An 18,464-nucleotide genomic window follows, 5' to 3' on the forward strand; every position below is an offset into this window, starting at 1 on the left:
ATCACATTCGAAACAAGGATTTCTCCTTTCACCCCAAGGGCACTTGTCACTTTGTTCGGGCGCCTTCGAAATGACAATTAACCTGGGGGTTGTTCCTCTGTTTCTCTGCTGAAAGTATCACTATAGTGATAGGAGAAATTTCAAAATTAAAAAAGATGAGTACGCCCATATTAGCATGCTGCAAATTGCAGATGGAATTACACCGGCATGAAAGAGATAAAGCTATGGAAAAACCCGCCCTGCCGGATATGTTCCTAATAATATGAAAATAATGCACTGAATTATGCTTCAGCCTTTCTGTTTTTCAACCATTCAATAAAATCATCCGATGGCACAGGCTTGCTCAGATAAATGCCCTGCACAATATCGCAATTCATTTCTTTTAACAAATTGATTACCTCATTGTTTTCAACCCCCTCAGCGATAACCTGGTAATTCAGGTCATGGGCCAGGTCGACAATAGCATGAACGATACTACGGTCATTTTCGTTGGTTTCCATATCGAGGACAAAAGATTTATCGATTTTCAGTTTATCAACGGGAAAACGCTTCAAATAGGCCAGCGAAGAAAATCCTGTTCCAAAGTCATCAATGGAGAGGCTAAAGCCCATTTTATTGATCCTGTTAAGCGCTTCCATCGTATTATCAATATTTTCCATTAATCGGCTTTCCGTCATTTCAAGTTCAATTGATTGAGGAGAAATTTTCGAATCCAGTAAAAGAGATTCAAGTTCTAAGGGGAATTTATAGTCGTAAAAAAGATGAGTACTGATATTTATGGCGATAGAAATATCCAGCTCCATTGCCTTCCATGATTTTAAATCCTCAATAGCCTGCTTTATAACCCACATAGTTAACGGTTTTATAAGGCCTGATTGCTCGGCAATGGTTATAAATTCATCGGGAGGGATAAGATCCATTTTAGGATGCTGCCACCGAACCAGCGCTTCAACACTGTCTACCTTATGATTATTAAGATCCATCTTTGGCTGGTAATGAAGTAAAAGCTGGTTGTTCTCAATGGCTTGCCTTAATTCTCCAAGAAGCGTTAAACGGCGAATGCTGAAGGGGTCTTCCTCTGCGTCATAGATGGTCCAGCCTGATTGGCTCTCTTTAGCTTTATACATGGCAATTTCCGCATGACGAATAAGCGTTTCTGCATCCTTGCCATGCACGGGATACATGGCGATGCCCATGCTCGTTCTTATATGCAGAGAAAAAGCATTAACGGTAATTAACTCATCAAGCAGGGAGGAGATCTTTTTTGCAAAAGCGATGGTATCCTTTTTATTCTCCGTAATTTTCAGGATGGCAAATTCATCTCCTCCCAACCGGGCTATGGTATGGCAGAAATCTTTATATATATTTAACCTTTTCGAAATTTCGATAAGAAGTTCATCACCACAGCCATGGCCGAGCGTATCATTGATCTCTTTAAATCGATCGAGATCAAGAACAAAAAGAACGAGGCTTTTTCTTTTTTTTCTAATTTCCTGAATGCTGTTATTCATGTTCCTGAAAAGAAAGGTACGGTTTGGTAAACCCGTTAGATCATCGTGCAGGGCCTGATAGAGAATAGTATCATTCTGCTCGTTAAGGCGTCTTGCTATCCAGGAAGATAAAATGAGAGCTGCCCAGATGGCAATCCACAAAATAACAATGCCTGTGATAATGAGTCTCGTTGCGATGGCCCCTAACGCATGGCTTGCTTCTTCAGGCAGGCGTCTGGCCAGAGTAAGTTTATAAGCGGTTCCCTTAACATCCATTGATGCAAAAGAAATATGATAGTCCTTGTCGTCGATATGACTGGTTTGATAGGGACTATCATTGTCCGTAGCGGTTTTTAGATGATTTTTTACGAGTTCTAAAAGACGAGAATCGTCACAATGATGGTAGGCTAATCCGCTTGAATCGCTAATGATGATGAATTTTGTCGGTGAGCTTAAGGGGGCATAGCTTTTTTCGATCCCCTCTGGGTCAAATTGAACATTTTGAAGCTGAGGGGCCAGAAGGGCAGCGGTATCCTTCATGAGAGCCAGTGTTATTTCTCCTTCTCTTGTTTTGTCGATATCCTGCGCTATCCGGTAGGATAGCAGACCACAGAGGGCGAGAACCGTAATGGAAATTAAAATAAAGGAGACGAGAAGTTTGGACCGGAGTGACATCCCTTGATATTTACTCTTTAGGAACCGTACTCAGGCCGGCTAAAAGATAAAAAGGACAGAAACGAAAAAAAGCAGATCCTATGTTAACAGCGCCAAAGATTCCGATCATTACGGCATAGAGCCGATCCCCTATGATGCTCTGATTAACGAAGCCCAAATAGATGAAAAGTAAACCGACAGTCAGCCGAAGGATCTGATCTACCCGTCCCATATTTTTTTTGAGTAAAATCATGATGATCTCCACTTTTGAAAGGTCAGTAAAAAACTTTCTGTATGATTAAGAAAATTCCTGTTTATAATTAAACTATAATAGCTTTTGCTTTACTTTCTGTAAAGGTTTTGTTTGCGTATATTCATTGTATTGAATATATGAATTTCTCTCTTGCTATTAAGATGAAATACTAAGCTGAATGGATTCTAATTACTTAGACATTAAAGCGGAAATGTATGACATCTCCATCTTTTACGACATATTCCTTTCCTTCTATCCGTAAAAGCCCTTTTTCCCTGGCGCCCTGCTCTCCCTTTGATGAGATAAAATCATCAAAGCCTGTTACTTCGGCTTTAATAAAACCTCTTTCAAAGTCTGTGTGAATGACACCGGCGGCCTGGGGTGCCTTTGCTCCTCTGTGAATAGTCCAGGCCCTCACTTCCTTTACTCCTGCCGTAAAATAGGTGTCGAGAGAAAGAAGCTTGTAACCGGCCTGTATCATTCTGTCGAGGCCTGACTGACTTAAGCCGAGGTCATTCAAAAATTCCTCTTTTTCGTCAGGCTCAAGTTCGGATATCTCCGCTTCAATGCTTCCACACATAACGACCACTTCTGACCCTTCCTTTTCAGCGATACTTTTTACGAGATCGACATATTTGTTACCTGCAGGCAGATCGTCTTCTCCAACATTGGCACAATAAAGAACCGGTTTTGATGTTAGAAGAAAGAGGTCTTTAATAGCTTCCCATTCCTCAGCTTCGAGGCCGATAGTCCTTACGGGGTGACCGTCATTGAGGTGATTACTCACCTTTTCCAGGATCGACTGGGTTTTCTGTGCATCCTTATCTCCCGATTTGGCGAGCTTTCTTGTTTTTTCGAGCCTCTTATCGACACTCTCCATATCGGCAAAGATAAGTTCTGTATTAATAATTTCTATGTCCCTTTCCGGATCGACGGAACCGGCTACATGAGTAACGTTTTCATCTTCAAAACAGCGGACGATATGAGCGATGGCGTCAACCTGTCTGATATGACCTAAAAACTTATTGCCCAGCCCTTCTCCCTGACTTGCTCCCTTTACAAGGCCGGCAATATCGACAAACTCCATGGAGGTTGGCACGACTCTCTCGGGCTTAACGATGCCCGATAAGTCATCGAGCCTTGTGTCGGGTACCTGAACGATGCCGACATTGGGTTCTATAGTGCAGAAAGGAAAGTTTTCCGCATGTGCTCCAGCTGCTGTAATGGCGTTAAATATAGTAGATTTTCCGACGTTTGGCAGTCCTACAATGCCGCAATTAAATCCCATGATTTCTCCTGATAAAAATTTTGTCTCATTATAGTCCTAATTAATGGGGTACTTCAAGAAGGATATGCTTTTGTTAAGCTTTACCTTGACAAATTGCTATGCCCATATAGAATAGGCTCTAACGTTAATGGAGGCAATGTATAAGGATTCTCATGGCCAGATCCTGCGGAATAGTATTTGATAAAAGATACCTGCTTCATGATACGGGCGCTCATGTTGAAGTCGCAGACCGGCTCCGGTCCATTGGAGATATGCTTGACGAAACCGGTATATTGGGCCGCACCACGCTTATAGAGCCGAGATGCGCAACGGAGGAGGAGATTCTCCTGAATCATAGTTCTTCCTACCTTGAACGATTAAAAAAGATGGGGCCTGGTTACCTCGATGCCGATACGGTCGTATCGGAAAAATCTTACGAGACGGCGCTCCTTGCCGCCGGTGGATGTCTTAATATGGTCGATGCTATTATGAAGAAAGAAATTGATAATGGCTTTGCCTTTGTGAGACCTCCGGGCCATCATGCCGAACGGGAGAGGGGCATGGGCTTTTGTCTTTTTAATAATGTCGCTATTGCAGCCAGATATCTTATTAATGAGTACAAACTCCAAAGAATTGTCATTTTAGACTGGGATGTTCATCATGGCAATGGAACACAGCATTCATTTTATGGAGAAAGAGAGGCGCTTTATCTCTCTATACACCAGAGTCCCTGCTATCCCGGCACCGGCTCGGTTTTTGAAACAGGAGAAGGGGATGGAGAAGGTTATACTATAAACCTGCCCATTCCTGCGGGGGCCGGTGACAGGGCTTATCTTAAAAGCTTTGAAGAGCTTTTTATTCCCGGGATTAAAGCGTATGCGCCGGAAATTATCCTGGTTTCAGCCGGTTTTGATTCACATTGCTGCGATCCTCTTGGCGGTATGGAGGTTTCTGCAGCCGGTTTTGCTGAAATGGCACGCATGCTGGTCCATACAGCCGAGAACCAGTGTGATGGTAAAATAGGGTTTTTTCTGGAAGGTGGTTATTCTTTGGATGGCCTTGCAGAGTCGGTGAAAGAAGTGCTTTTGGTTGCCCTCGGGGAAGAAGAGATTAAGAAGAAATTGACCGATGGAATTAATATCGACCCTGTTATTGAAAAGGCAAAGTCGATTCATCATCTCGCATGATGGAACTTTTCTTGAATTCTATTGACAAAATATGATTAACAGCAAGTATGAACAAATGTAAAGGAGTTTCAATGAAATATTTAGGGAAATATTTAGGGAAATATTCAAGGTATTCTTTTTTTACCCTTATCTTTCTGTTTTCTTTATCATCACCGGCTATTTCTTCTATTCTCGAGGACATCAAAATAGATTACCTCGATAATGGATTAAAGGTTGTTACCATTGAAGATCACAAGGATCCTGTCATAACGTTCCAGGTTTGGTACCGCGTGGGTGGTATGAATGAGATCACAGGAAAAACAGGCCTCGCCCACCTGACGGAACATATGATGTTCAAAGGAACAAAGAAGTATGAAAAGGGGGAGGTTTCCCGTACCGTGGCAAGACATGGTGGAAATGAAAACGCCTTTACCAGCCAGGAATATACAGCCTATTTCCAGAACTTTGCAAAGGAAAAACTTCACATATCGCTTGAACTGGAGTCCGACAGGATGGTTAATCTCGTTGTGGATCCCAGGGAGTTTCTTCTTGAAAGAGACGTTGTTATGGAAGAGCGGCGGCAAAGAACGGATGATGATCCTACTTCGTCAGTTGTTGAAGAGATGTACGCCTCGGCATTCAAGGTTCATCCTTACAGAAATCCCGTTATTGGCTGGATGAATGATCTTGAAAACCTGCAACTCGAAGACCTCCTTGACTGGTACAGGACCTATTATGTTCCCAATAATGCGACCGTTATTGTTGCCGGTGATATTACGAGAGCAGAGGTGCTCCCTGAGATCAAAAAGTATTTTGGGTCCATACCGAAGGGGGATGAACCCCCACCGGTAACAATTGTGGAACCGGAGCAAAGGGGTGAGCGAAGGGTGTGGGTTAAGAAAGAGGCTCAGCTCCCTTTCATATTTGCAGGCTACAAAACGCCTAACATCGGTCATCCTGATGAGTTTGCCCTGGAAGTGATTGCAAATATCCTTTCCTCCGGCAAAAGTTCGAGACTTTATAAATCGCTTGTCTATGACAAGCAGACGGCGCTTTATGCCGGAGGCAGCTATGACGGGCTTTCGAAGGCGCCGGGTTTGTTTTACTTTTATGCTGCTGCTAAGCCGGGTGTGAAGACGGATGATGTTGAAAATGGAATTTATGACGTTCTTGAAAAACTGAAAAAAGAGGGTGTTACCGATCTGGAAATAGAGAAAGCAAAAAACCAGATTGAGGCCCATTTTGTTATGAGCCAGGATTCTATTTTTTACCAGGCTATGACTATTGGCCGTATTGAGTCTGCCGGTATCGACTATTCTTATCTTGATGCCTATCTTGATAATGTAAGAAAAGTGACGAAAGAGGATGTAATGAGAGTTGCCAATCAATACTTTATTCAGGGTAAGAGAACCGTTGGAATACTGATTCCTTTAAAGAAAGGGGAACATAATGAAAAGCACTAGAGGGCTCAACTTTTATAGGCTAACCGCTTTGATGGCGGTGTTTCTTCTGTTTTCAGCAGGCTGTGCCGGGCAAATAATAAAAAGCGGTCCTGAAACGACAAAAAAGGGCCTCGTCAAAGAAGAGACTTCATTAAGAAAACCGGAAAGATTTATTACGGACAACGGCATTACGGTCCTCTTTCTCGAACGTAGTTCTCTCCCCTTTATTACGGTCAATGTTACTATCCGGGCAGGATCTGTTTTCGAACCTCCTGAACTTGCCGGCCTTGCCGGTTTTACGGCAGACTTGCTTACTGAGGGTACGGCTGCCAGAAGTTCCGGTCGAATTTCCGAGGAAATCGATTTTATTGGCGGCTCTCTCTCCTCTTCCGGTGGCATTGATTTTTCTTCAGCTTCCCTCAAGGTTCTCTCCAAAGACAGGGAAAAGGGTTTTGAACTGCTTTCGGACATTCTCTTGAACCCTTCCTTTCCTGAAGAAGAGATAGAAAGGGAAAGGAGCCAGGTAAAAGCGTCCATTATTTCCAAAGCAGATGATCCCTCTACTGTGGCTGCCGAAGAATTCAATGAGCTTCTATTTGGTGATCATCCCTATTCAAGACCGGCCGAAGGCTATCTTGACAGCATCGAAAAAATCAGCAGAGACCACATTGTTGATTTTCATAAAAGATATTTCCTTCCCAATAACAGCATTATCGCTGTTGTCGGTGATATGAAGAAAAGGGAGCTTGTCAGACTTCTTGATAAATACTTTGGCCCATGGAAGCGAGGAAACGCTGTGGCGGCAAATTATGCTCATGTTAAACCGCTTGTAAAAAAGGTTGTAAAGGTAATCGATAAGGACCTTACCCAGGCCAATGTCCAGCTTGGACATATTGGTATGAAGAGGGACAATCCTGATTTTTATGCTGCCTATGTAATGAATTACATTCTTGGCGGCGGCGGCTTTGTATCACGCCTCATGACAGAGATCAGGGATAATCAGGGGCTTGTTTATTCCGTATATAGCTATTTTAATCCTCTCAAAGATCCGGGGCCGTTTAAAGTGGGACTTCAGACGAAAAATGAGTCGGCAAAGGAGGCCATCGAGGAATCCTTAAGACAGATAAAGGCAATGATTGAAAAGGGAGTTACCGGGGAGGAGTTGAGAAATGCCAAGGACTACCTTGTGGGCAGTTTTCCTTTAAAATTTACGACCAATTCGAAGATTGCCGGTTATTTGACTTACATGGAGGTCTATAAGCTCGGTCTCGATTATCTTGACAAGTTTCCAAAAATAATAGAATCATTAACTATCGAAGATATTAACAGAGCTGCCGGAAAGTATCTTGATCCTGAAAATTATCTTCTTGTTGTCGTCGGCAATGAAAAAAAGATGGGAGAGCTTGATATTTAAAATACCTTAATTCTTGATCAAAATGCTGAGTTCAGATGAAAGACGTTATAAAAATTATAATAGCTATTGTCGTTACTTCACTCCTATGGCTTGTGGCCATGCAGGATGCAAATTACAATAACCTCAGAAGGAATGAAAAAGAGGTATGGATTCCCACACTGGTTATCATTAATGATTTGAAGATTACTTCAAATAGGGGGGAAAGGGAAATTTTAGATCAAAAACTCAAATTATTTGAAAAAAATTGGCGATCTTATTCTCAGGGTGGAGATAAGCCTCTTGTCTTTTATGAAGAGATTATAAAAATCGGCAAGGATTTAGAAAAGAAAAAACCCTGATTTGATACCGGGATTTTTCTATTCATATTCCCGGCCGCTTACCTTATCCCGGTTCTTCAAATGACAGAAGTCAAAGCCAATGACCTGGCAGATGGTGAAGCAGTAGAAGACCTGCTTCAAGGAAAGTTAAAGATAATCCAGAATGAGAAAGGATTTCGCTTTTCCATTGATGCCATTCTTATTGCCCATTTTGCAAGGATAAAAAAGAAAGATAATATTGCCGACCTCGGCACCGGTTCCGGAGTGATACCGCTCATTCTCTCCTATAGATACCCTCTTCATTCCATTACCGGCATAGAGGTTGACGAGGCTGCAGTTTCTATGGCAAAGCGCAGCGTTGATCTCAACAATTTATCTGAAAAAGTTAACATTCTTGCCGGGGACATAAGAGAAATCAGGACAATTTCAGCGCCTGAGGCTTATTCTTTTGTTATTGCCAATCCGCCCTATGGCAAGGTGGGCAGCGGCAGGTTAAGTGAAGGCCTGTCCAGGGCCTCGGCAAGGCATGAAGTGACAGGGGGGCTCAAGGATTTTATTAAAGCCGGCGCCTATTTGCTCAAATACCGGGGGGTCATGAGTATTATTTATCCTGCTAAAAGGCTTGCCGACCTTATGTATGAAATGAGACGTTGCGGCATAGAGCCGAAAAGGCTGAGAACGGTTCATTCCAGAAAAGGTGATGCTGCAAAACTGGTTATGGTTGAAGGCGTTAAAGGCGGGGGAGTAGAAATGGAGATAGAGGCTCCCCTTTATATCTATGAAAATGAAGATCGTTATACGGAAGAGGTTAAGGCCATGTATTTATAGGCGCCTGCAGACTTTTTAGCGGCAGATTCGGTCCAGGTCCGGCCGGCGCCTGATTTCCTTACCCTATTTCTTGCCTTCATTTTGCAGCATTTGAACCAGCTTTTTTCGTTTCGCTTCCTTAGCCATTGCCCTTTTTATGCTTTTTTTGATTTCCCCATTGCCTATATTTGATGTGGCTTCTTCAATTCTCTTACGCTCTTTCTCTGAAAGGCTGATTTTTTTCAGCTCTGCTTCAATATGAGGCGCTTCAGCTTTTTGTGCCTTTAAGGCGCCTATTTTAAAGTAAATATTTTCGACGCTGTTTTTGCCCAGTCTCTCATTGAGTCTGTTTTTTATTTCCTCTTTTAGAAACTGAAGCTGCTGCAACCAGCCATGGTCCGATACGGTGACTTTGAGCACACCCCTGGTAAATGCCTCCGGTTCCGCATGAGCAGCTATTTTATCTCCTACACAGCTATGCCAGTATTCAAAAACCTTGCAATCTTCTATCCTCTTTTTATACTTCTTTTTGCCAAGAAATGTTTCCAGAATAGATGACAGTTCGGTGGGAAAAGACTTTTTTCTGCGAGAACTCATTACTTACCATGCCGGAAGGCTTAATGTGTTAAATTAACCGAACAGAACTGCTCCCCTATGAGCGTAAAAAAAGAGCATCTTTTCAATTTTCCCTGAAAGGCATATTTAGCAATAATTAAAATAATGAAGCCGGGGATTATCATTCCGATTCGTCTCTTTTTCTTTTAGAGGCCTTTAATTCTAGGGTAAAGTCCGGGAGTTGGTCAAGGGATAACTCATTAGCGCCTTATTGTTTAATAAGATCTGCAGATTATCCGGGTCTCATATCCTTCTGCCATGAAAAATTGAATAGTAGCGAACATCTGCAGGCGCATGTGAGATCATTCCTGAAATGATTATAAGAAATATAATCATTGTTATTTCATGGCCGGGCAGGGCAAAGAGAAAGGACAGGATTACTAATTTAAGATATATAGCCATTCCTCTTAACTGGATCAGCCATACACCGTTTGACCATAGCTCGATAGCGACAAAAAGGAAGCCCGTCACATATATAAGTATTACAAAAGGATAGTAGTGATAATTTGGCGGTGTAGAAAAAAAGATGCCCGCCATTCCGGCCATACCGGCCAGATGCAGTGTTCGAAGGCTGATTTTTAGCCATCTCATTAAGGGGAAAGACCTGCTTTTTGCAGGGAAAATAAGAGAATATAGAGTCATAGTAATGAATTTATATAAGGCGGAATATTTCTTCCATTACCTCCCTCGTTGCCCTGCTTACTTTCAGACTAAGTTCCATTCCATATTCCATATTTTCCGGTTCGATGCCGATAAGAACTATTTGCGGGAGTTCTCCCAGTTGCTTTGCCAGCATGAGTACCTCCGGAAGGTCTATCTGGTGACCTGATAGTTTTAGTTCAGGGCGCCTTATTATGTCATCAAAACTGAGGCGATAAACCGTTCCCGGCCTTGCTCCTCCCCTTACGGCATCGATGAGTATAACTTTTTCATAATCTTTCATGCAATCAATAAGCGTGTATCCTGCCGTGCCGCCATCGAGAAGACTGATATTTTGCGGAAGATGGACGCGCTTTTCAAGGGACTCAATAATTTTTACACCAACACCTTCATCGCCCAGAAGGGTATTTCCCAGCCCTGCAATGAGTATTTTTTTTTGATCCGTCCTGAAAGAAGTTGTTGAATTAGAAGTCATAAAGTTAATTTTTAGGCGCTTGATAATATGAAATATTATCATTGCCCTTATGTTATAAGACAAAAGAAAAAGGTTTGATTATTTGCTCAACCCCTGCTCGCTAAAGTGTAACAGGAAAAAGAATAATTTCAAACCAGCTTTACCTCTCTTACCTGGCATATGATAGAAATGACATTGCAGCCCCGGATTGAGGGCACGGTATAAACGTGGAAATCACTTCAAATTAAATGTTAATTGTGTTATATTTATTGCGAAATATAACTTCTGGAATTAGAATCGTGTTATCATTTTGCATCTTTTTTTTCCATTTTGTCTTATGAATTCGTAGATAGTTTTGCTGATTTTAATCAAGTTGATGTGATCGTTTCCAGGTTGTAAAGGCGCTGCTTTTCACCGTTTCCACTGTTTATTGAAAAAAATAAAACAGGATCGAATGAACATAAAAAACTACTTTTATTTTACCGCATATATCCCTTTTTTTATAATTACGAAGATTTTTAATGTTCTGCCGCTGCCTGCCGCCCGCCTGCTGGGAAGATTTATCGGCTGTTCCTTCTTTTGTGTGAGCCATAAATACAGAACCATGGCGGTCAATAATATCCTGAAAGCATTGTCGCTTAAAAAGATTGATGCCCTCAAAATGGCCCACTCCACCTTTGAGAACTTTGGCGTAAGTTTTGTTGAAATGGTTAAATTCCAGGGTATTTCCAGGGAAAAGGTTTCAAAGTATGTTGAGATTGAAGGGTACCACAACTATTTAAAGGCGGCTCAATCTGAAAAGGGCGCTTTTCTCATGAGCGCCCATATAGGAAACTGGGAAATGCTGGCTGCTGTTCACAGCATGCTTTCAGGTTCCATTTCCGTTATTTATAAAAAAACAAAAAATCCCTTTGTAGAAAAATATATAAGTAAAATGCGCAATAAAAATAATATTGTAAGTATTTACAGGCGGAATTCAGCCCGCAAAATTGTCAGCGCTTTAAAAAAAGGTGATACAGTAGGGATCTTGCCTGACCTTAGAACAAACAAAGGACTCAGGATCGAGGCTGATTTTTTTGGTATGCCTGCTTTGACCAATTATGGCATTGCGCTTCTGGCTATCAGAACAGGGGCGCCTATTGTCCCCGGTTTTGCCGTAAGAACAAAAGAGGGGCGTCTCAAGTGTATCTACGGTGAACCCATTTACCTGGAGAAAACGGGAAACGACCCGTCATCCTTGAAAAAAGCGGTTTCCAGGATCAACCTCGTTCTTGAAGATATCATAAAAAAATATCCTGATCAGTGGTACTGGATGCATGACAGGTGGAAGCCTGCTGCAGTACAGGAAAAAGATCATGACTCATCTCTCAGAAAAAAAGCAGCCTGATTATCCTCTCAACGCAATTTCTCTTTTTCATTGTAAAACGGTTTAAATCAGATCTTTTGGTTTCTTATCCTTGAACCTCTCGTCGAAACGGCACATCAAAATAATAGAAGGCAAATATAAATGATGTGAGGTATTAACATGGAAACGAGAACATTAATCATAGAAAAGGAAAACGGGTGGGGCATATTCGATGCCTTAAAGGGAGATACTCTCATGGAAGGTCTCTCTGATATGGAAGAAACTCTGAAACTCTGCCGTAAACGACATTATGAGATGCCGTACCGGGTTAAAAACGGTCAGTTTTTAAAAGATCTTGATGGAGAATTTCTTTATCTTACGGAAGGTGGAAAGAGTGGAAACCTGGAGCTTGAATATGCCGATGGAACGCCCTGCCTGGACTTTGAGGCCTGCCCTCATTGCAAGAGCCCCGCTTTTGGAAGATACAGGGACGGACATAACTGTTACTATTGTCCCGCCTGTGAGAAAGATGTGGATTGTGTTCCTCCCGAGGAATGGATAGGGGCAGCAGACTAGCCTGTCAAAATTCCTTTGAAAGGGAAATGGATTTCCCTTCAGAATTTTTAAAAAGTCCTAAAAAGGTCTGAAAAAATGGAAGTAATACCTTTTGGGCAGAGGTTTATTCTCATCATTATTTTCAGGGACTTGGAATAGCATCTGCTTTTTATCAATCTTCACTTGCCCTTAATCTCTCCTTGCAAGACGACCCGTAATTCAAGTAAAATCACTACCCTTATGTCATCCAGAATCAGCCATGAGATCCACCGATTAAATCCCCGCCAGAAAGAGGCCGTTCTCCACAGGGAAGGTCCCCTTTTAGTCCTTGCAGGCGCCGGCAGTGGTAAAACCCGCGTCATTACCATGCGTGTCGCCCATCTCATTGATAAGGGCGTTTCTCCTGAAGAGGTTCTTGCCGTGACTTTTACAAACAAGGCGGCACGGGAGATGAAAGAGAGAGTCCGCTCCATGTTAAAGGGGAGCTCCGCTTCCCTGCCGCTTATATCGACCTTTCACTCTTTGTGTATGAGAATACTGAGAAAAGAGATAGAGCACATCGGTTACAGGAAGGATTTTACCATTTATGATACTTCCGATCAGCTTTCCCTCGTTCGCAACCTTATGTCTGATGTAAAGGTTCTCGATAAAAGTGTTAAAGTCGAATCAATCATGGAAAGAATAAGTTGGGCAAAGAATGGAATGAAACCCGCCCATGATATGGAATCATCGGAAACGGATGATGTGGGCGCTCTTTCAAAATCACTTTACAGCAGATACCAGGAGGCAATGAAGGCATTTAACGCCGTAGATTTCGATGACCTCCTTTTGCTTACCTTGAAACTTTTCAGGGAACATACAGAGGTTCTTGAGCGGTATGTCCATCGATTCCGTTACATTATGGTTGATGAGTACCAGGATACAAACAGTATTCAGTATCAGTTCATCAGGATGCTGGCGGGAGAACGTATGAATCTCTGTGTCGTCGGTGATGATGACCAGTCTATCTATGGCTGGCGGGGGGCTGATATCGGCAATATTCTCGGTTTTGAAAAAGACTTTAAGGGCGCCAAAGTGGTGCGTCTTGAACAGAACTACCGGTCTTTCGGATATATTCTCAGGGCGGCTAACGGTGTTATCAAAAATAATACAAAAAGAATGGGCAAATCCTTATGGACCGAAAGAGGGCTGGGACCCAGGATTAAACTTTCCTCTGCCGATAATGCAGAAAGTGAGGCCCGGAGCGCAGCAGAAAGAATCTCTCTTATAAAATATGACAAGAAGCGAAAGTATGAAGATTTTGCCATTATTTACAGGGCTAATCTCCTGTCGCGCCCTTTTGAAGAGGCCTTGAGAAAAGAAAGGATTCCCTACACTGTTATTGGCGGCACCAGCTATTTTGAGCGGAAGGAGATAAAAGACCTTGCCGCCTATCTGAAGGTAATTGCCAATCCTGCCGATGATTTGAGCCTTCTCAAAATTGCCAATATTCCCAAAAGAGGGCTGGGAGCAACAACACTGGAGAAGTTTGCAAACCATGCAAGAGAAAAGGGTATTACACTTTTTGATTCTTTCAGAAGGGCAGGAGAATTAACGACGATTAATGAAAAACAGGCAGGAACAGTCACAGCATTTGCGGCCCTTCTTGAAAAGTTCATGGTACCCTTTGCATGCAAAGGGAAAATGACAGGTGCCATGAAGGAGCTTGTGAGGGATATCGGATACAAGGATTATCTTTATGAACTTTACAAAACCGTCGATGTGGCCGTCAGAAAGATAGAGAACGTAGAAAGCTTTATTGCAAGCATGTCCCAGTACGAGCAGGATGACATGGAATCGACTCTCCAGGGTTTTCTTGAAATAATGGCTCTTACCGATATGGAGGAATCGAAGGAAGAGGAATCCTTCGGCGTGACGCTCATCTCTCTTCATTCGTCTAAAGGGCTTGAATTTCCCGTCGTCTTTCTTGTGGGCATGGAGGAAGGGATTCTTCCTCACAAGAAATCCCTTTTTACCGAAGGGGGGCTTGATGAGGAGAGAAGGCTCTGCTATGTAGGGATTACGAGAGCCATGGAGGAACTCTATATCAGTCATAGCAATCACAGAAGCAAATACGGGAAAGATGAACCCTCCTCACCTTCCCGGTTTATCGATGAAATTCCTGATGAAGTTGTTCAACGGGAAGGTGGTGACAGCATTGCCGATGCCGATGAAAGCGACAAGAAGGCAAAGGCTTTTTTTGCCAATATTCATGCCATGCTGGAGGATTAGCGCTCCCTTCACGGAGAATCTCCATGTTTTTCATTTCGACGGAAGGAATAACCTTTTTATGAAAGTATTATGGTTTGAAATGATGCGATTTAGCCCGGAAGCACGATTTTATCCTTGACAGAAGAGGTTAGGTTAGGTTAAATAGCCGATTATTTGTCTGTTCAGTACTGTAAAACCATCAGCGAAATTTCTTACCAAATTGTAATAGGGGAAATTCTCCCCGCTCAAGTATGGATAATCAAATAGAGGAGGGCTTAATGAGAGACAAAAGCAGTTCGAGACGAAACTTTCTGAAAAAAGCAGCCATGGGCAGTGTCGCCGTTGCTGCAACAGCGGGTATTGCCAAAAAGGTAGTTGACATCGCTGTAGAGAAGGGAAGAAAAGGTTCCGATGCCGAATATCTCAGCCAGGGAGACAGGATTTTTCATGGCAGGGAGTATGTCGAAATGAGTGAGGTGGAAAAGAACCGGCAGGTCAGGATGTTTGTAGATAACTACAGATATGATAAGGTCTGATATTAAAGATTTTAGTATCTAAACATTTCCAGGGAGATGTCTATGTCAAATAAACAAAACATTGAAAAAGGGAAGTCTCGCAGAGAGTTCCTGAAGGATGCCGGCGTTGCAGGCGCCGGCGCATTTGCAGGTGCCGCTGCGCTCCTGACGGGTTCTGATGATGCTGAAGCCAGGACGACATGGGCCGAGCACTTTCAGAAAAACTACAGGCTCATGACTGATGCCGAAAAGCAGGAAGCGAAAGAGAGACTGGAGACACGTTATTCTGAAGAGTATGACAAAAAGGTTGAAGTTGGTATTGAGCCGTCCATGCCGGGTGTGCTTTTCGGATATGCTCTCAATATCCAGAAGTGTATCGGTTGCAGGCGTTGTGTTCATGCCTGTGTAAAGGAGAACAACCAGTCCCGTCATGATCCGGAAGGTAACGCTACTGAAATTCAGTGGATCAGGGTTATCCGTATGGAGAAAGGGAACTTTGCTTTTAAGAAAGAAAATATGGATGAGGGCTATCCCCATAGCAAAGGTGAAGAGTATGGCGTTCAGGTTGGAGGAAACGCGTACAGCCCCGTCGGCACCATTCTTGAGGGGCAGCATTACTACGAGCCGCAGCGAGTTCCCGAAAAGGATGCTTTCTACTTTCCTATCCAATGCCATCAGTGTGAAAAGCCGCCCTGCGTTAAGGTTTGTCCCGTAAGAACGACTTACAGAGACCCCGATGGTGTTGTCGTTATCGATTACAACTGGTGTATCGGATGCAGAATGTGTATGGGCGCCTGCCCTTACTGGGCGAGGAGATTTAACTGGGGCAAACCCAACCTTCCGAAAGAAGAAATGAATCCCAGAACTCACTACATGGGTAACAGGCCGAGAATGAAAGGTGTTGTTGAAAAATGTCACTTCTGCCTCCAGAGATCGAGGAAGGGCAGATATACGGCCTGTATCGAGGTCTGTCCTGTGGGCGCCAGAAAGTTCGGTAATCTTCTCGACGAGAATTCAGAGGTGAGGAAGATTCTCGACAGGAAGAGAGTTTTCAGACTCAAAGCTGAACTCAACACCTTTCCTAAATTCTTTTACTTTGTTGATTAAGGGGTATCGATATGAAACAGATAAGATTTGGAATTGATTTTCTGACATATGCCCTCAAAGGGGGCGGCAAGTTTTACGTATGGCTGCTCTTTTTAAGCTTTTTTATAATGCTCTGGGCTTTTGGCAACATTACGCAGATTGTACAGGGTATGATAGTAACCAATCTGAACGACCAGGTAAGCTGGGGGCTTTACATGTCCAACTTTGTTTTCCTTGTTGGTGTGGCGGCGGCGGCAGTAACCATCGTTTTTCCTGCCTATGTCTATAACTACAAGCCCTTAAAGGATGTTGTCATTATCGGGGAAATGCTGGCCATTTCAGCCGTTGTTATGTGTATTCTTTTCGTTCTCAGCCACATGGGACGCCCTGACAGGCTCTGGCATATTCTTCCGGGCCTGGGAATATATAACTGGCCCAACTCCATGCTGACCTGGGATGTTGCCGTATTGAACGGCTATCTGGCGCTGAACCTGATATGTGGTTTCTACTACATGTACAAAAAATATACGGGCGAACCCATGAACAAAACTTTCTACATGACTTTTGTTTATATTTCAATCGTCTGGGCTTTCAGCATTCACACGGTAACGGCATTTCTTCTCAACACCATGCCTACAAGGCCTATGTGGTTCCATTCCATTGTGCCCATTAAATTTATTGTGACGGCTTTTTCGGCGGGACCGGCATTCATCATTCTTTCTTTCTTTATAATCAGGAAACATACAAAGCTTGAAATTAAAGATGAAGCGATTAACATGATTTCTACGATAGTTACTTTCTGCCTCGGTATTTCACTTTTCCTGACACTTTCCGAGGTTGTAACGGAACTTTACCCGAGCACGGAACATTCATTTTCGCTCAAATATCTCATGTTTGGAAAACATGGGCTTTCGAAGCTCGTGGGCTGGTTCTGGGTATCACTGGCAATGAACATTCTTGCCTTTATCCTGCTTATTAATCCAACGACAAGGAAAAATTACAATATTCTTCCTTTTGCCTGTGTTCTTCTTTTTGCAGGTATCTGGATCGAAAAGGGGATGGCCTTTGTTCTTCCCGGTATGATTCCGAGCCCCATCGGCGAGTTTGTTGAATATTCACCCTCATGGATTGAGATCGGTAATTCTCTCGGTGCATGGGGAGTTGGATTGACTGTCTTTACCATCCTGGCCAAGGGGGCAATAGGTGTTCAGCTTGGTGAAGTCAAATATCCTTCGGGCAATTAGACCTTTTTCATGAGAGGAGTGGATATGAAAAATTATAAGATTTCAAAAATTTTGTTCTCCTTACTGATTGCGTCATTCGTGCTTTCCGGTATAGCACATGCCGCAGATCCGGAAGTATGCTTCGAGAGCAGGGGAATGAAAAATGAAGATGGTGAAGTTGTAGGTTACACCATAAGAGAGAAAAGAGATATAGAGCCCGGCTGGCCTAACATTAAATGTTCAACAAGAACAGGCGGTGTTCTTTGGTGGGGTGATCCTTTTGACGAGACGGAACCCATGGGTGAGCTTCCCATTGAAGCGGACTACACTTATGAAGAGGCGGTTGTAAAACCGAGGGAGGCGCATCTTATGGAGGTGATAGGATTATTCCCCTGTGCCGACATGTGTCATGGCGATCCGGAAATTGTGGCTGTGCCCAAGGATACGACGCCAAGGGAACTCGTTGCCATGCATACGGAAAAGGCTGAAAAGCCGACAGACCTGAAGCATGGAAGGGGAGCCATCTGGTGTCTCGATTGCCACAGCAGAACCAACAGGAATAAGCTCATTGATCATCGTGGAAATGAAATCAGCTTTAACCAGCCCATGAAACTCTGCGGAAAATGCCACGGCCAGATCTATCGTGACTGGAGAGATGGTATCCACGGCAAGAGGATCGGTATGTGGACTCCCGGCGGCAAGAAAAGATGGTGGGTTTGCACCGAATGTCATGACCCGCACAATGTCCAGCAGGCGCCTGTCAACAGGGGCTTTGCTCAGCTTCAGCCGGAGCCGGCGCCTGAATTGCCGAAGGGCATGCTAAACACAGACCATGAGCAGGAGCATGGTCATGGAGGTGGCCATGCCGCTACGGAAACAGGACATTCGGCAGGCGCTCATTAGGATTATTAAATTAACATAGATAAAAAAAGAGGAGCTCAAAAGGCTCCT

Annotated in this window: 18 protein-coding genes; 12 read left to right on the forward strand and 6 right to left on the reverse strand. The window is 43.3% G+C overall.

What is annotated here, in order from left to right:
* Positions 1-281: 281 nt before the first annotated feature.
* The 3 genes from OEV42_09915 to ychF all read right to left on the reverse strand — a co-directional run bounded on the left by OEV42_09915 (position 282) and on the right by ychF (position 3,685).
* Positions 282-2,165 carry an EAL domain-containing protein gene (locus tag OEV42_09915; GenBank protein ID MDH3974579.1) on the reverse strand — a complete coding sequence of 628 codons (1,884 nt, stop codon included), beginning with the start codon at positions 2,163-2,165 and terminating at the stop codon, positions 282-284.
* Positions 2,166-2,175: 10 nt separating this feature from the next.
* On the reverse strand, positions 2,176-2,397 hold the full coding sequence (locus OEV42_09920; GenBank protein ID MDH3974580.1) for a DUF2892 domain-containing protein: 222 nt from the start codon (positions 2,395-2,397) through the stop codon (positions 2,176-2,178).
* A gap of 193 nt (positions 2,398-2,590) precedes the next feature.
* A complete protein-coding gene (gene ychF / locus OEV42_09925) occupies positions 2,591-3,685 on the reverse strand; it encodes a redox-regulated ATPase YchF (GenBank protein ID MDH3974581.1) in 1,095 nt (364 codons plus the stop codon).
* A 152-nt stretch (positions 3,686-3,837) separates the two neighbouring features.
* On the opposite strand from ychF, the gene OEV42_09930 reads away from it, so the two are divergent.
* The 5 genes from OEV42_09930 (at position 3,838) to OEV42_09950 (ending at position 8,831) form a co-directional block, all read left to right on the forward strand.
* The gene (locus tag OEV42_09930; protein MDH3974582.1) at positions 3,838-4,851 is read left to right on the forward strand and encodes a histone deacetylase; all 1,014 of its coding nucleotides are present in this window, start codon (positions 3,838-3,840) and stop codon (positions 4,849-4,851) included.
* Between the two features lie 71 nt (positions 4,852-4,922).
* Complete coding sequence (locus OEV42_09935) at positions 4,923-6,293, forward strand: insulinase family protein (protein MDH3974583.1); 1,371 nt, start codon at positions 4,923-4,925, stop codon at positions 6,291-6,293.
* A complete protein-coding gene (locus tag OEV42_09940) occupies positions 6,280-7,686 on the forward strand; it encodes an insulinase family protein (GenBank protein ID MDH3974584.1) in 1,407 nt (468 codons plus the stop codon). Before OEV42_09935 ends, OEV42_09940 begins: the two co-directional genes overlap by 14 nt.
* 35 nt (positions 7,687-7,721) lie before the next feature.
* The gene (locus tag OEV42_09945; GenBank protein MDH3974585.1) at positions 7,722-8,024 is read left to right on the forward strand and encodes a hypothetical protein; all 303 of its coding nucleotides are present in this window, start codon (positions 7,722-7,724) and stop codon (positions 8,022-8,024) included.
* Between the two features lie 60 nt (positions 8,025-8,084).
* Entirely contained in the window at positions 8,085-8,831 is a 747-nt protein-coding gene (locus tag OEV42_09950) for a tRNA1(Val) (adenine(37)-N6)-methyltransferase (GenBank protein ID MDH3974586.1), read from the forward strand.
* Positions 8,832-8,894: 63 nt separating this feature from the next.
* Here the strand turns inward: OEV42_09950 and OEV42_09955 are convergent, their stop codons facing one another.
* From OEV42_09955 to OEV42_09965, 3 genes are all read right to left on the reverse strand, one after another.
* Positions 8,895-9,407 carry a DciA family protein gene (locus OEV42_09955; protein ID MDH3974587.1) on the reverse strand — a complete coding sequence of 171 codons (513 nt, stop codon included), beginning with the start codon at positions 9,405-9,407 and terminating at the stop codon, positions 8,895-8,897.
* 261 nt (positions 9,408-9,668) lie between these two features.
* Positions 9,669-10,016 (reverse strand): hypothetical protein, encoded by a 348-nt coding sequence (locus OEV42_09960; GenBank protein ID MDH3974588.1) that lies wholly within the window; start codon positions 10,014-10,016, stop codon positions 9,669-9,671.
* Between the two features lie 61 nt (positions 10,017-10,077).
* The gene (locus OEV42_09965; protein ID MDH3974589.1) at positions 10,078-10,602 is read right to left on the reverse strand and encodes a HyaD/HybD family hydrogenase maturation endopeptidase; all 525 of its coding nucleotides are present in this window, start codon (positions 10,600-10,602) and stop codon (positions 10,078-10,080) included.
* 391 nt (positions 10,603-10,993) lie between these two features.
* On the opposite strand from OEV42_09965, the gene OEV42_09970 reads away from it, so the two are divergent.
* From OEV42_09970 to OEV42_10000, 7 genes are all read left to right on the forward strand, one after another.
* Entirely contained in the window at positions 10,994-11,926 is a 933-nt protein-coding gene (locus tag OEV42_09970) for a lysophospholipid acyltransferase family protein (GenBank protein ID MDH3974590.1), read from the forward strand.
* A 138-nt stretch (positions 11,927-12,064) separates the two neighbouring features.
* A complete protein-coding gene (locus OEV42_09975) occupies positions 12,065-12,460 on the forward strand; it encodes a hypothetical protein (GenBank protein MDH3974591.1) in 396 nt (131 codons plus the stop codon).
* Between the two features lie 219 nt (positions 12,461-12,679).
* Positions 12,680-14,710: a UvrD-helicase domain-containing protein gene (locus OEV42_09980; GenBank protein MDH3974592.1), complete on the forward strand. Its 2,031-nt coding sequence runs from the start codon at positions 12,680-12,682 to the stop codon at positions 14,708-14,710.
* Positions 14,711-14,967: 257 nt separating this feature from the next.
* Positions 14,968-15,225, forward strand: coding sequence for a twin-arginine translocation signal domain-containing protein (locus OEV42_09985; GenBank protein ID MDH3974593.1), 258 nt, complete (start codon positions 14,968-14,970; stop codon positions 15,223-15,225).
* Between the two features lie 42 nt (positions 15,226-15,267).
* Positions 15,268-16,311 carry a 4Fe-4S dicluster domain-containing protein gene (locus tag OEV42_09990; protein MDH3974594.1) on the forward strand — a complete coding sequence of 348 codons (1,044 nt, stop codon included), beginning with the start codon at positions 15,268-15,270 and terminating at the stop codon, positions 16,309-16,311.
* An 11-nt stretch (positions 16,312-16,322) separates the two neighbouring features.
* Positions 16,323-17,534 carry a polysulfide reductase NrfD gene (gene nrfD / locus OEV42_09995; GenBank protein ID MDH3974595.1) on the forward strand — a complete coding sequence of 404 codons (1,212 nt, stop codon included), beginning with the start codon at positions 16,323-16,325 and terminating at the stop codon, positions 17,532-17,534.
* Between the two features lie 24 nt (positions 17,535-17,558).
* Entirely contained in the window at positions 17,559-18,416 is an 858-nt protein-coding gene (locus tag OEV42_10000; GenBank protein ID MDH3974596.1) for a hypothetical protein, read from the forward strand.
* Positions 18,417-18,464 lie beyond the last annotated feature (48 nt).

It is taken from the genome of Deltaproteobacteria bacterium, from assembly GCA_029860075.1.
In the GTDB taxonomy this organism is placed as follows: domain Bacteria; phylum Desulfobacterota; class JADFVX01; order JADFVX01; family JADFVX01; genus JAOUBX01.